The sequence below is a fragment of the Kitasatospora sp. NPDC048286 genome, from assembly GCF_043201735.1.
Classification (GTDB): Bacteria; Actinomycetota; Actinomycetes; order Streptomycetales; family Streptomycetaceae; genus Kitasatospora.
Genome location: NZ_JBICZE010000014.1, coordinates 167,153 through 180,360 on the forward strand (window position 1 = coordinate 167,153; position 13,208 = coordinate 180,360).

The following is a 13,208-nucleotide window of genomic DNA, read 5'->3' on the forward strand; positions in this document are numbered from 1 at the left end:
ACCGGCTCCGGCCTGACCGGCTCCGGCCTGACCGACTTCCGCCGCTGCCCGCCTGACCGCCCCCTGCCGCCCGACCGACGTCCCCTGGAGACCACCGGATGCACACCGACCAGACCCTGATCTTCGACGCCGACGACACCCTCTGGGAGAACAACGTCCTCTTCGAGCGGGTCATCGACGGCTTCCTGAACTGGGTCGCCGCCCCGGCCGAGCACGTGCGCACCAGGGCCCTGCTGAACGAGATCGAGGCCGCCAACTCCGCCACCCTCGGCTACGGCGCCACCGTCTTCCGGCAGAGCCTCGCCGACTGCCTGCAGCAGCTCAACAGCCGCACCCCCACGGCCGACGAGCAGGCCCGCATCGACGACCTGCTCACCCCGCTGACCAGCCGCGACGTCGAACTGATCCCCGGCGTCGCCGACACCCTGGCCGCCCTCGCCGACCGCCACCACCTGCTCCTGCTCACCAAGGGCGACCAGGACGAACAGCAGCGCAAGGTGACCGAGTCCACCATCGACCACCACTTCCGGGGCATCCACATCGTCGCCGAGAAGTCGGTCGACACCTACCGGCAGCTCACCACCGACCTCGGCCTCGACCCGGGCCGGACCTGGATGATCGGCAACTCGCCCAAGTCCGACATCGCCCCCGCCCGCCGGGCCGGCCTGCGCACCGTCTTCATCCCGCACGAGCACACCTGGGTGCTGGAGCACACGGAACTCGGCCCCGACGAGGCGACGCTGCAGCTCGGGGCCTTCCCCGAGCTGCTGCGCCACTTCTGACGGATCGTCAGCCCATCATCGAGGCCGCCGGGACGGGCGTCCCGTCCCGGTGCAGCCACGCCCGCTCGGCGGCCGACCAGACGCCGGTCGTCAGCAGGTAGAGCACGGCGGCCACCGGCACCAGCGCCGCGAACAGCACCGACCCGAACGACAGGTACGGCAGCAGCCCCGCCCCCGGCTGCGCCGGAGCCTTCGCCGTTGTCGCTGCTGCCGCCGCCGTCGCGGCCGCGCGCCGGGCCCGGCGGAAGTTGACGACCCCGACCGCCGCCAGCCCGGCGAACAGCACCCCGAACACCACCCACTGCCCGGCACCGTGCGCGCCGGTGACGTGCAGGCCCAGCGGCACGCCGAACAGGGTGTGGTCCAGCAGGTCGTTCGGGGTGGTGAACAGGCGGTACATCACCGAGAAGAACGGGACCTGCACCAGCACCGGCAGGCACCCCGCGAACGGCGATACCTGCTCCTTGCGGTACATCTCGGCCATCGCCTCCCGCAGCTTCTCCGGCCGGTCCCGGTGCTTGTGCTGCAGCGCGGCGACCTTCGGCGCCAGCCGCGCCCTGGCCTTCTCCCCGCGCGCCGCCGCCCGCGCCAGCGGATGCAGCGCCAGCCGGACGGCGACGGTGAACAGGACGATGGCCAGTGCGGTCGGCACCAGGTGGGCGACGGCGGCGACGACGGCGTGCGCCACGGCGACGGCCGGGTCGAGAACGGCGAGTACGGACATGGTGAAGCGAGCCCTCCGGGGTCTCAGGACATGAGTGATCGGCGGAGGACGGCCACGAAGAACGTCTTACGGTCCTACGGTCCTGCGGAAGACTCGCGGAAGACCGGCGGAAGAGGGTTTACGCGGCCGCCGGGGCCGCTCCCGGCGCCCTGGGGCGTCGCCTGCCCCGGGCATCCGGATCACGCTGCGGAAGGAACGCCGTACCGAACGCCCGACGCCGCAGCACCCCGCTGCGCACCGCCGCCGGTGCCCGCGCCCCCAGCAGCCGCGCCCCGGCCAGTGCCCCGGCGACCGCCCCGGCCACCAGCGCCACGGTCGCCACGGCGGCAACCGACGCCAGCGTCCCGCTGTCGGCCACCAACTCCCCGGTCAACACCCGGAGCAGGCCCAGCAGCATCGCGACCACGGCCACGGCGCCCTCCCCCTCCCGGTGTCCTCGGCTCCCTGATGTACCAGCACGACGATCCTACGAGCCGCAGGGTTCCCGCCCGTCGGGGATTTCCCCGGCGGTGCATCCCCACCCGCGCCCGCGCCCGTCGGCGTCCCGTTTCCGTTCGTGATCGAAGGTGCCCTTCCCGGCCCGGGGATGGGACGTGCAGAGGTGTAGCCAGCGGGGCTACACGGGGCTACCGTGGAAGGGTGAAGACGATTACCCAGCGGGAGTTCCGGAACAACTCCGCCGCGGTGATGGACGCGGTGGAGGCGGGGGAGACCTTCCACATCACCAGGAACGGGGTCGAGGTCGCCGAGCTGCGGCCGGTGTCCGGGCGCCGGCGACTCACGGCGGAGGAGCTGGTGGCGCGGCACGTGAAGCTGCCGCGGGTGGACTACCAGCAGATGCGCAAGGAGGCCGAGGAGTACTTCGGGCCCGAGGAACTGGTGGGGGACGAGGGCGACGACCCGTTCGAGCGGCGGCGTGGCTGAGCGCCGCAGGGCGCCCCGGCGACGGCCGGCCGGGGTGCTGGACACCTGCGTGTACATCGACCTGGCGCTGCTCAGCCCGTCCGACCTGCCGGCCGTGCCGGAGCTGACCGCGATCACCTTCGCCGAGTTGCAGCAGGGCGTGTCGATGGCCAGGGACCCGGCCAGCCGGGCGGCCCGGCTGGAGGTGCTGGGCGCGGCGATGGCGGACTTCGACCCGCTGCCCTTCGACGCGGCCGCCGCCGCCCGCTACGGGACGCTGGTCACCCTCACCATCGCCGCGGGGCGGCAGCCGCGCCCGCGCCGGATAGACCTGATGATCGCCGCGGTGGCCTCGGCCCACGGGCTGCCGCTGTACACCCGCAACGTGGCGGACTTCCGGGGGCTGGGCTCGGCGGTGGAGGTCATCGGGGTGTGAGGGCGGCCGTCCCGCTGCGCTCCACCTCGTCCGCCAGGGCCGTCGCGGCCTTCATCGCGGCCGGGCGCCGCCGGGTCCGGGCGAGCACCTGCTCGCGGCCCCCCTCGGGGAGGGCGGTGACCTCGAAGTGCGGGCGGCCGGTCAGCTCGATGAACAGCCAGCGGAAGGCCAGGAACAGCACGACGACCGCGGTGACGGCGATCTCCATGAAGGGGATGACGGCGAGGACGTACAGCAGCTTCTCGCCGGAGCTGCCCTTCGCGGGCTCCCGGTACCGGAACGGCCGCTCGATCGCGATCAGGACCGGCAGGCCGTCCGGCCCGGCCACCTTCACGCACCCGGCGAAGCCGGTCTTGTCCCCGCGGGCCCAGGCCTTCCGCTGCAGCGCCATCGCTCCGGCGTTCTCACGCTCGCTGAACCGCCGGTCCCGCTCCTGGTCCTGGCGGATCCGCTCCTCGTCCGCGGCCTTGCGTGCGGCCCGCCGCTCCCCCCGAGTGCTCATGGCGATCATCGTAGGAGTTCGGTTCAAGGGAGGGTGGAGCGGGCCGGAGGAGCGGCCGTCCGTCAGCCCAGGCGGACCGCCGTCCCGGTCGCGGCGGAGGCGCGGGCGGCCTCCAGGACGGCCAGGGCGGCCACCGCGTCGCGCGGGTCGACCGGGGGCGGGGTGCCCGGGGTGGCCAGGGTGGCGGCGACGCCCCGGTAGAAGGCGGGGTAGTCGCCCGGGTCGGTCGGCAGCGAGATCGCGGACTCGTCGGTGCCGAGGGTGCCGTAGTACGCGGGCTGGTCGGCGCCCCAGGGGCGGGTGCCGTCCGGGCGCAGCCCCGCCCGCAGGTCGGCCTCCTGCGGGTCCATGCCGGGCTTGACGTAGCCGGCGGTGTCGCCGAGCACCCGCAGCCGCGGGCCGATCAGCGGGGTGATGGCGCTGGTCCACAGGTGGGAGCGGGTGCCGGAGGCGTGGGTGAGGGCCAGGAACGCGTCGTCGTCCACCACCGCGCCGTCGCGCCGCACGTCGATCTCCGCGTACACCGTCTCGACCGGCCCGAACAGGGTGAGCGCCTGGTCGACCAGGTGGCTGCCCAGGTCGTACAGGGTGCCGCCGACCTCGGCCGGATCGGCCAGCTCCCGCCAGCCCGGCTTGGGCTTGGGGCGGAAGCGCTCGAACCGGGACTCGAAGCGGTGCACCCGGCCGAGCGCGCCGCCGCGCACCAGGCGGCTCGCGGTGAGGAAGTCGCCGTCCCAGCGCCGGTTGTGGAAGACGGAGAGCAGGACGCCCCGCTCCTCGGCGAGCCGGCACAGCTCCAGCGCCTCGGCGGCGGTGCCCGCCAGCGGCTTGTCCACCACGGTGGCCAGGCCGGCCCGCAGGGCGGCGCGGGCGAGCGGCGCGTGGGTGCGGTTGGGCGAGGCGATGACGACCAGGTCGAGCGCGTCCGGGTCGGCGAGCAGCTGCTCGGGCGTGTCCACGGCACGGGCGCCCGGGTGCTCACGCGCCAGCTGGGCACGCCGCTCGGGATTGGCGGTGACCACGGCGTCCAGCCGCAGGCCCGGCGTGGTGGCGATCAGAGGCGCGTGGAACGCGGAGCCGGCCAGGCCGTAGCCGACCAGGCCGACGCGGAACGGACCGGAGCTCGTCTTCGGGGTCATGCGCCTACTCAATCACGGGGCGCCCGCTTGCTCCCGGTTTGGTGCACGGGGCCGGGGAGCGCGGCCGGGGGAGCGCCGGGGGCATGTCCGCCGCCTCGATAGCCGAGAGGGCGCCTTCGGCCGTCCTTCGGCCGCTCTTCGGTCGACGGCCACGGGCGAGACCATGTCCCAGTCTGTGGACAACCCGCGATCTTGTCGTCAGGTCCGGGCCCCGGGCCGCTCGACCCGGATCATGAAGTGCTGAGAGCCGTCCACGGAAGGGGAGAGCGTCGAAGTGGGAACGTCGTCGAAGTGTTGCTGCTGCGGAGCGCGACGCCGAAGCGCCGTCCTGTCTCCAGTGCTGTACGAATTTCGGTGCGCCCGGCCCGACCCGCCTCGGCAGCGGTGAATGCTCTCCGCCACCGCAGGTGTCGTCCATCGCGGGCCCGTACAAGGTCGCGGAGCTGTGGCGGTGCGGAATCACCGGAAAGGCGTGGCCGTGGGTCCGGGACCGATCGCTGAACCGAGCGCCGCGACGGCTCCGGCCGCGGACCGTCGGCATCCGGCTCGTTATTTCCGGTCAATTACCGCGTGTTGCAGAAATATTGCGTTCAGGAACTATGCTCTTGGTGGGGGGCGTGTGGGGGGTCGCGCCGTGTGCGAAGTGGGCTCCCGCGCGCCGACGGCACGCCAAGTCGACCAGGGGGAGATCGCTTTGGGTCACAGCGTGTACGGAACCGATGACGAGTGGTCCGCGAGGCGGCCGACCGGGCGGTGGACGTCCCGGTGGCCCAGCGACCCCCTGTCGCGGCTCACTCAGGGCATCGTCGTCATGGTGGCCATCGGTTTCTTCGCCGCCTCGGTGGTGGCTACCGTCGGCAACCGCGACGGATTGATGTACCAAGTACCCGCTGTCGTCGTCCTGTTGCTGCTGCTGGGCTTCCAGATCGTGCACGCGGGCCCGTGGCGCCTGGAGCGGCTCTGGTGGCCGTGGAGCCTGTTCGTTCACGGGCTGCTCACCTATCTGCCGATCCTGGTGTTCGACGGATCATGGGTCGGCATCCCCGGTTCGTTCGCCGGATCGGTACTGCTGACCGTCGCCGCGCCGCGCTCCTGGATCCTCTTCGCCGTACTGTCGGTGAGTCAGTACCCGCTCACCGCGAGCCTGGGTGGGACCTCCGGCCAGTGTGTCAACGCTGTCGTCTCCACCGCGGTAGGCGGCATCGTCGTGTTCGGCGTGGCTCGACTCGCGGATCTGACTGCTGAGTTGCGGGAGGCCCGGACGGAGCTGGCGGAGCGCGCGGTGGATCGGGAGCGCCTTCGTTTCGCGCGTGACCTGCACGACCTGCTCGGTTACAGCCTCTCGGTGGCGGCGTTGAAGTGCCAACTCGCCGAGCGACTGGCGCTGGAGGATCCGGAGCGGGCCCGAGCGGAGATCTCCGAGGTGCTGGTGATGGTACGTCAGGCGATGACGGACACTCGCTGGATCCCCAGCGGCGACCTGCAGATGTCGCTGGCCCAGGAGTCCCGCTCGGCCGCCTCGGCGCTGCGAGCGGCCGGGATCAGCGTCGAGGTCGAGCTGGCCTGCGGGGCGCTGCAACCGGAGGTCGACGCGGTGCTGGCGACTGTGGTGCGGGAGGCGGTCACCAACATGCTGCGACACAGCGCGCCCCGGCAGTGCCGGATCCGGGCGGTCCGGGGCGACCTCGGCGCCGTGCGCCTGACGGTCTCCAACGACGGCGTCCCGGCGGCTGGGGCACCGGGGGAGCCGGACGGCGGCCACGGCATCGACAACCTCACCGAGCGGCTCCTGGCGGTCGGCGGGCAGCTGATCGCCGGGCACGGCGAGTCCGGCTGGTTTCACCTCTCGGCGGTCGTCGAGGCGCCGGCCGCCGGGGCTGCGGGCCGACCGGCCGGGGCCGCCAGGGCCTCCAGGGCCGCGTGACCGCCCCGCGGGCCGGTCGGCTACTCGCGAACCCCCATCGCCTCGACCGGTTTCCGCCGCAGCGCCACCCGGGTGGTCAGCAGCACGGTGCCCACACCCAGCAACGCCGCCCCGCCCAGCACCCCGGCCTCCCAACTCGAGGGCAGTGACGGCCAGGCCGTCCCGGTGAGCGCGAGACTGACCGGGACGAGAACGGCGGCAGTGACCCCCATACCGATGACGAGCGCCACGGCGACCGTGATTCCGCCCTCCCATGCCATCATCCGCAACACCTGGCGGTCCGTGGTGCCCACCAGCCGCAGCAGCGCGAACTCGCGCAGCCGTTCGGTCGTCGCCATCATCAAGGTGTTGACCACGGCGATCGCGGTGAACAGGCTGATCATGCCGAGCAGCAGTCGGCCCATTGCGGTGGCGGCTTCCTGCTGCTGCCGGCGCCTCTCGTCATAGTCGGCCCGGTCGCTGACGCGGGCCATCGGGTAGGCCGACGTGAGGCTCTGGAGTTCCTGCCCGACCTGCTGCGGATCGGCTTCGGGAGTGCTGCGGACCAGGACGATCGGCGCCAGTGGGTTCGGTGCATGGGTGGCGGCGAAGGTGGAGGGCACCAGCGCGTCGGCGAACCGCGCGTCGCGGTCGTAGACGGCGACGACCGTGGCAGTGCTGCTGACACCGTCCTTCCAGCCGATCCGGACGGTGGAGCCGACGCCGGCCTTGAGGGCGGCGGCTTGCCGCGCGCCCAGCGCGATGCTCTCACCGCGCAACCGGTCCAGTGAGCCGGCTGTCACCCCGGGGTCGACCAATCGATCCAGCCCCTGTGGGTCGACGATCCGGGCGTCCACACCCGTGGTGTCGGTGGTGCCGGCGGACACTGTGGCGGTGATGGAGGACAGCCCGCTGGCCGCTTCGATGCCCGGCAGTTGCCGTACCGCGCGGACGAACTCCGGGGGCAGGCCGATACTGCCGGACTGAACCACGTGGTCGGCCAGCAGCCGGCGGCCGTCCTCGGCCACGTTGGCCTGGGCTTTGATCACCGGGACGAACAGCACGGTGCCGGTGAAGGCCACCGCCAGTACCAGAGGAGTGACGGCGGCGGCGAAACGGCGGGGCTGGGCCCGCAGAGCGGCGGAGGCAAGGAACCCGGCGACCGGGAAGAGCCGGCCCACCGGCCAGCCGATCGCCACACTGGCGACCCGGCCGATCAGCGGCCCGAGCAGGGCGACCCCGAGCAGCAGCACCAGCACCATGCTCTCGGCCGTGCCGGCGCCGCTGCGGCTACTCGTCGACCCGCCCAGTACTGCGCCGCACGCGGCGAGCGTCACGAGCCCGAGCCCGGTCCGGATCCAGCCGATGCCGGGCGGCGGCGTCGAGGAATCGCGCAGCGCCTGGGTGGGCTCGACCCGGGAGGCACGGCGAGCGGCGGCCCAGACGGCCAACTGCGCGGTGACGAGCACACCGCCGAGGACGATCAGTGGAGCGGTCGGCCCGATGTGCAGCCGCACGTCCGAACCGACCACTCCGCGGTCGACCAGTTGGCCCCGTAGCAGCATGGCGAGGCCGATCCCCAACGGGATGCCGATCACCGCGGCCGCCACGGTCAGGACCGACGTTTCCAGCGCGATCATCCGCCGCACCTGGCCGGTGGTGGCACCGACCGCCCGCAGCAGGGCCATCTCGCGCAACCGCTGCTGGACGGAGAGCGCGAGCGCCCCGGCCACCACGAAGACCGAGACGAACAGTGACAGCACGCCCATTGTCCCCGCGAGCGAGGAGAGGCCGTCCCCCGGCCCGGGGGCTCCGGCGAACTCCAGCTCGCCGCGCTCGTCGCCGGTGTGCGCCCGGGGCTCGGACGAGTACTCGCCGCCGTTCTGTGACCGGGCGGCGGCCAGCGCCTGCTGGGCCAGCTCGGCCACCGACCGTGGGTCGGCCCCGCCTTCGGAGACGAGGCCGATCGCGTTCGCGCCGGTCGTCGTCCCGGCGAGCCGGGCGGCCTGCTCGGGGCTGAAGAAGAGCGCGTTCTGGCGGGACAACTCATGTGGTGGTGTGGCCACTCCGGTCACGGTGTAAGCACGCGGCGCCTCGGTGGTGGCCAGCCGTACGGTACCGCCGGCGGTCACCCCGGCGCGGGCGGCGGTGGCGGCGTCGAGGACCACCTCGTCGGGCCCGGCCGGGGCGCGGCCGGAGGTCAGCAGGAACGGCGCCAGGGCGGCGCTCGTCCAGGAGTGCCCGAGCGACGGGCCGCCCTGTGGACCGGAGAGGACCTTCCCGTCCCCGGTGATCACCGCCGCCGGGAAGGAGACCTCCGGGACGGCGGCCGAGACGCCGGGCAGCTCGGCGAGCCGGTTGGCCAGCGGCCCCGCGTCGGGGATGCGGGTGTTGCCGCCGATCACGACGGGAGCCGCCGCGTAACGCTCGGTCGGTGTGCCCGCGCGCAGGGCGGACTCCAGCAGGACCCCGCAGCCGACGGTCAGGATGAGGGCGAAGGTGAGCGCGGTGAACGCGCCGGCGAAGCCCGTCTTCCGGGCGCGCACCGTCTGCCAGGCCAGCAGAAGCATGTCGTCAGCGCCTTCCCAGGAGGGTCATCCGTTCGGCGACCCGTTCGGGCGTGGGCCCGTCCAGGACATCGGCGAAGCTGCCGTCGGCCAGGAAGTAGACCTGGTCCGCGTAGGACGCGGCGACCGGGTCGTGGGTCACCATGATCACGGTTTGCCCCAGCCCGTCCACCACGTGTCGCAGTAGCCGCAGGACCTCGGTGCCGGTTGTGCTGTCCAGGGCACCGGTGGGTTCGTCCGCGAAGACCACCTCGGGCCGGGTCACCAGGGCCCGGGCGATGGCCACCCGCTGCTGCTGGCCGCCGGACAGCTGGGTGGGCAGGTGCCGTACCCGCTCGGTCAGGCCGGTCCGATCGACGATCTCGGTCAGCCAGGCCCGGTCCGGCCGACGCCGGGCCAGCCGCAGCGGCAGGGTGATGTTCTGTTCTACCGTCAGCGACGGGAGCAGGTTGAAGGCCTGGAAGACGAAGCCGATCCGCTGCCGGCGCAGGATCGTCAGCTCGTTGGGGTTCAGCGCCGCCAGGTCCAGGCCGGCCAACCGGACCTGCCCGGAGGTCGGCCGATCGAGTCCGGCGGCGCAGTGCAGGAAGGTGCTCTTCCCGGACCCGGACGGCCCCATGACGGCGGTGAACCCGCCGCGCCGGAAATCCATCGACACCTCGCGGAGGGCGTGTACGGCGCCCGCTCCGTGCCCGTACACCTTGCTGACCCCGTCGAGCCGGACCGCCGGGTCCGAAACGGAAAGATCATGTTCCGGATCGCCGGAATCCGCAGTCCGCGAGAAAACGGGAATCCCCTCCTCGGTATGCCGCACCGCCCCGTACGGGCGGCCAGCCTAGCCAAGACCGTGCGCCGCGGTAACCGCCGAGCAGCCGGATCGGACGGTTCGGCCGCCCGTTACGGCCCCGGGGTGGAGAATCCGCAGCCGAACCCATGCGGATCGCATGGAGTGATCCATGGACTGCAGCGTGGTCAAAGTCCGATCGACGGTGCAATGATCGATCCCGTTCGAAGCAGTCGAACACGGGCTGCCGGGAATCGGTTTGATCGACATTTCGATCGACATTCCTTTGGTGCGGCCATCCGGAGTTCCGCCGATTTGGCGGATATTTTTTGCCGACACGTTCCGAGCAATACGGAATCTTTTCGGAGAAGTCACGGGGGTGGCGAATGTCCAAGCACTACGACGTGTACTGTATGGCCGATCCGACCTTCTTCGACTCGCCCACCACGTTGAATGAGGAGGGCCTCGATTTCGCCCTCTCCGGCCGACCGGTGCCCGAGGGCTGGAGCCGGATCGAGCATGGTGACTGGGTCATCTACCGCCCCGAGGGTGGCGAGCCACTGCCCAAGCAGGGCTGGAAGATCCACACCTCCGGCCGCCAGCAGAACGCCGACCGGATTCTCGACGAGGTGGCGGACTACTGCTGGGCCGAGCGCATCCCGTTCAAGCATCTGGCTGGCCGGCACATCCTGCAGACCCGGAACATGAAGTACGCGCACCGGGGATCCAGCGGCAAACTCGTCACCATCTACCCGCGCGACGAGGCCCAGTTGAAGACTCTGCTGGACGCCTTGGAGGAGCGCATCGGCGGTGAGGCCGGTCCCTACATCCTGAGCGACCTGCGCTGGAACGAGGGCCCGTTGTACGTGCGCTACGGAGGCTTCGCCGAGCGGCACATGGTCTCCGAGCAGGGCGCGCTGGTCCAGGCCATCGAGGCGCCTGACGGCACGTTGGTGCCCGACAGGCGCGAGCCGGCCTTTCACGTCCCGGAGTGGGTGGAGCTGCCGGACTTCCTGGTGCCGCAGCTGGAGGCTCGTCGGAAGGAGTCTCTGGAGGGCCTGCCGTACCGGATCGAGCAGGTGCTGCACTTCTCCAACGGCGGCGGCATCTACACCGGCGTGGACACCCAAAGCGGTGAGCGGATCGTACTCAAGGAGGCCCGGGCCCACGCCGGCCTGACCAACGACGGTCTCGACGCGGTCGAACGCCTCCAGCACGAGCGGGACATCCTCGAACGGCTCGCCGGGCTGAGCGTGGTTCCCAGGGTGATCGACTACTTCGTGGTCGGTGACCACCACTTCCTGGTCGAGGAGTTCCTGGACGGCCAACCGCTCAACAAGTACTTCGGGCAGCGGTACCCGTACAACAAGTCCCGGACGGACCAGGCGGAGATCGCCGAGTACACGGACTGGGCGCTCGGGATCTGCCGGGCCGTCGAGGAGGCGGTCGACGCCGTGCACGGGCGTGGCGTGGTCTTCGGCGACCTGCACCCGTTCAACGTGATGGTCCGCCCGGACGGGGGCGTCGCGCTGATCGACTACGAGGTCGCCGCACCAGTCGAGACGGAGACCAAGCCCGCGCTCGGCAACCCCGCCTACGCGGCTCCGCGCGACCGGACCGGCTTCGCCATCGACCGCTACGCCCTCGGCTGCATCCGGCTCGCGATGTTCATGCCGCTGACCGCGATGCTCCGGCAGAGTCTCGGCAAGGCCCGTCACCTGGCCGACGAGATCGCCCGGCGCTTCCCGGTGCCGCGCGAGTTCCTCGACGCCGCGGTGTGCGACATCCTCGGGCCGAGCGGCTCGACCGGCACGGACGGCCTGCCGCCCACCGGCACCCCCGCGACGGTCTTCGAGCCGGCTGCCCTGCCGCTGCCGGCCCCGGACCGCGACGCCTGGCCCGCCACCCGCGACTCGCTCGCCGACGCCATTCTCGGGAGCGCCACCCCGGACCGCGACGACCGACTCTTCCCCGGCGACATCGAGCAGTTCAGCACCGGCGCGCTCAACATCGCTCACGGCGCCGCGGGAGTGCTGTACGCACTGGACGCGACCGGCGCCGGCCGCTTCCCGCAGCACGAGCAATGGCTGCTGGAGCGTGCCCTGCGCAAGGACGCGCGGGCCCGACTGGGCTTCTACGACGGCCTGCACGGCGTCGCCCACGTGCTCGATCGCCTCGGTCACCGCGCCGACGCGCTGAACGTCCTGGAGCTCTGCCTCGCCGAGGGTTGGGAGCGGCTGGGCACCGACCTGCAGAGCGGCCTGTCCGGTCTCGCGCTCAACTTCGCGCACTTCGCCGACGCCACCGGGGAGTCCACGCTGCGCGAGGCCGCCCTCCGGGCCGCCGACCTGGTGGCCGGACAGCTGGGCGGCGCCGAGGAGGTAGCCGACACCAGCGGCGGACGCCACCCGCACGCCGGGCTCATGCGGGGCTCCGCCGGGCCGGCCCTGATGTTCGTCCGGCTGTACGAGCAGACCCGTGACCAGGCCTATTTGGACCTGGCCGCCACCGCCCTGCGACAGGACCTGCGCCGCTGCCTGACCCGGGCCGACGGCGCGGTTCACGTCAACGAGGGCTGGCGCTCGATGCCCTACCTCGCGACCGGCAGCGCAGGCCTGGCGATCGTCCTGGAGCGCTACCTGGCGCACCGCGAGGACGAGCAGTTCCGCGCCGCCGCCGACGGTGTGCGGATCTCCTCGCAGTCCGAGCACTACGTGCTGTCCGGCCTCTTCAACGGCCGGGCCGGAATCCTGCAGCACCTCGTCTCGACGTCCCGGTTCGCGCAGCCGGTCGACGACCCGGACGTGGCCGTGCAGATCACGGCGCTCTCCCTGCACGCCCTCGCCTACCACAGCCGGCTCGCCTACCCCGGAGAGCAGCTCCTTCGGCTGTCGATGGATCTCGCCACCGGTTCCGCGGGCGTCCTGCTCGCCCTCGGCTCGGCTCTCGGCGACACCCCGGTCCATCTGCCCTTCCTCGGGCCGGCCCGGACCTCCTGAACCGGCCGACCACCCTGACCGGTGCGCGGGCGTGCGCCGCCCGAACCGACACGCCCGTGCGCCTCTCTGACTCCCCTCCGGGTCCCGGAGGGGTGCCCACATGGGCAAGACCGATATCCAGCGGAAAGGAAGAGAATCATGGCGCTGCTTGACCTGCAGACGATGGAGCTGCCCACCGAGGCCGAGGAGATGACCCCGATGGGGAGTGGCGACAGCAACAACTGCTCGAACTCCAGCTGGCTGTGGTGCAACTGACCCTGACCTCCGGAACGGGTCGCACTACCTCCGCACCGCTTCGCCGAACCGACGCACGACTCACCAGAGAGGACAGGGAACATGGCGCTGCTTGACCTGCAGACGATGGAGCTTCCGACCGAGGCCGAGGAGATGGCCCCGATGGGTAGCGGTGACAGCAACAACTGCTCGAACTCCAGCTGGCTGTGGTGCAACTGACATCGGCTGAACTAGT

General features: G+C 71.9%; 13 protein-coding genes. 7 read left to right on the top strand and 6 right to left on the bottom strand.

Features of this window, described 5'->3' with window-relative positions:
* Positions 1–98 precede the first annotated feature (98 nt).
* Positions 99–782 (top strand): HAD family hydrolase, encoded by a 684-nt coding sequence (locus ACGF13_RS30330; protein ID WP_392881137.1) that lies wholly within the window; start codon positions 99–101, stop codon positions 780–782.
* Positions 783–789: 7 nt separating this feature from the next.
* Here ACGF13_RS30330 and ACGF13_RS30335 read toward each other — a convergent pair whose 3' ends face one another.
* Positions 790–1,506: a YidC/Oxa1 family membrane protein insertase gene (locus ACGF13_RS30335; protein WP_392881140.1), complete on the bottom strand. Its 717-nt coding sequence runs from the start codon at positions 1,504–1,506 to the stop codon at positions 790–792.
* Positions 1,507–1,624: 118 nt separating this feature from the next.
* Positions 1,625–1,918 carry a DUF6412 domain-containing protein gene (locus ACGF13_RS30340; RefSeq protein ID WP_392881143.1) on the bottom strand — a complete coding sequence of 98 codons (294 nt, stop codon included), beginning with the start codon at positions 1,916–1,918 and terminating at the stop codon, positions 1,625–1,627.
* A gap of 227 nt (positions 1,919–2,145) precedes the next feature.
* Here ACGF13_RS30340 and ACGF13_RS30345 point away from each other — a divergent pair, with 227 nt between their 5' ends.
* Entirely contained in the window at positions 2,146–2,430 is a 285-nt protein-coding gene (locus ACGF13_RS30345) for a type II toxin-antitoxin system Phd/YefM family antitoxin (RefSeq protein WP_063349249.1), read from the top strand.
* The gene (locus ACGF13_RS30350; RefSeq protein ID WP_049649700.1) at positions 2,423–2,845 is read left to right on the top strand and encodes a type II toxin-antitoxin system VapC family toxin; all 423 of its coding nucleotides are present in this window, start codon (positions 2,423–2,425) and stop codon (positions 2,843–2,845) included. Before ACGF13_RS30345 ends, ACGF13_RS30350 begins: the two co-directional genes overlap by 8 nt.
* Here the strand turns inward: ACGF13_RS30350 and ACGF13_RS30355 are convergent.
* Both ACGF13_RS30355 and ACGF13_RS30360 read right to left on the bottom strand, forming a co-directional pair.
* Positions 2,832–3,347: a hypothetical protein gene (locus ACGF13_RS30355; RefSeq protein ID WP_392881146.1), complete on the bottom strand. Its 516-nt coding sequence runs from the start codon at positions 3,345–3,347 to the stop codon at positions 2,832–2,834. The two genes, ACGF13_RS30350 and ACGF13_RS30355, sit on opposite strands and share 14 nt — an antisense overlap.
* 62 nt (positions 3,348–3,409) lie before the next feature.
* Positions 3,410–4,486, bottom strand: a complete 1,077-nt coding sequence (locus ACGF13_RS30360; RefSeq protein WP_392881149.1) for a Gfo/Idh/MocA family oxidoreductase — start codon at positions 4,484–4,486, stop codon at positions 3,410–3,412.
* Between the two features lie 811 nt (positions 4,487–5,297).
* On the opposite strand from ACGF13_RS30360, the gene ACGF13_RS30365 reads away from it, so the two are divergent.
* On the top strand, positions 5,298–6,410 hold the full coding sequence (locus ACGF13_RS30365; RefSeq protein ID WP_392881151.1) for a sensor histidine kinase: 1,113 nt from the start codon (positions 5,298–5,300) through the stop codon (positions 6,408–6,410).
* Positions 6,411–6,430: 20 nt separating this feature from the next.
* Here ACGF13_RS30365 and ACGF13_RS30370 read toward each other — a convergent pair whose 3' ends face one another.
* Both ACGF13_RS30370 and ACGF13_RS30375 read right to left on the bottom strand, forming a co-directional pair.
* A complete protein-coding gene (locus tag ACGF13_RS30370; protein ID WP_392881153.1) occupies positions 6,431–8,959 on the bottom strand; it encodes an FtsX-like permease family protein in 2,529 nt (842 codons plus the stop codon).
* Between the two features lie 4 nt (positions 8,960–8,963).
* The gene (locus ACGF13_RS30375; RefSeq protein ID WP_392881156.1) at positions 8,964–9,614 is read right to left on the bottom strand and encodes an ABC transporter ATP-binding protein; all 651 of its coding nucleotides are present in this window, start codon (positions 9,612–9,614) and stop codon (positions 8,964–8,966) included.
* 512 nt (positions 9,615–10,126) lie between these two features.
* Between ACGF13_RS30375 and lanKC the strand changes: the two genes are divergently transcribed.
* The 3 genes from lanKC to ACGF13_RS30390 all read left to right on the top strand — a co-directional run bounded on the left by lanKC (position 10,127) and on the right by ACGF13_RS30390 (position 13,192).
* The gene (lanKC, locus tag ACGF13_RS30380; RefSeq protein WP_392881158.1) at positions 10,127–12,739 is read left to right on the top strand and encodes a class III lanthionine synthetase LanKC; all 2,613 of its coding nucleotides are present in this window, start codon (positions 10,127–10,129) and stop codon (positions 12,737–12,739) included.
* 138 nt (positions 12,740–12,877) lie between these two features.
* Entirely contained in the window at positions 12,878–12,994 is a 117-nt protein-coding gene (locus tag ACGF13_RS30385) for a SapB/AmfS family lanthipeptide (RefSeq protein ID WP_392881160.1), read from the top strand.
* A gap of 81 nt (positions 12,995–13,075) precedes the next feature.
* The gene (locus ACGF13_RS30390) at positions 13,076–13,192 is read left to right on the top strand and encodes a SapB/AmfS family lanthipeptide (protein ID WP_380646254.1); all 117 of its coding nucleotides are present in this window, start codon (positions 13,076–13,078) and stop codon (positions 13,190–13,192) included.
* The last annotated feature ends 16 nt before the right edge of the window (positions 13,193–13,208 follow it).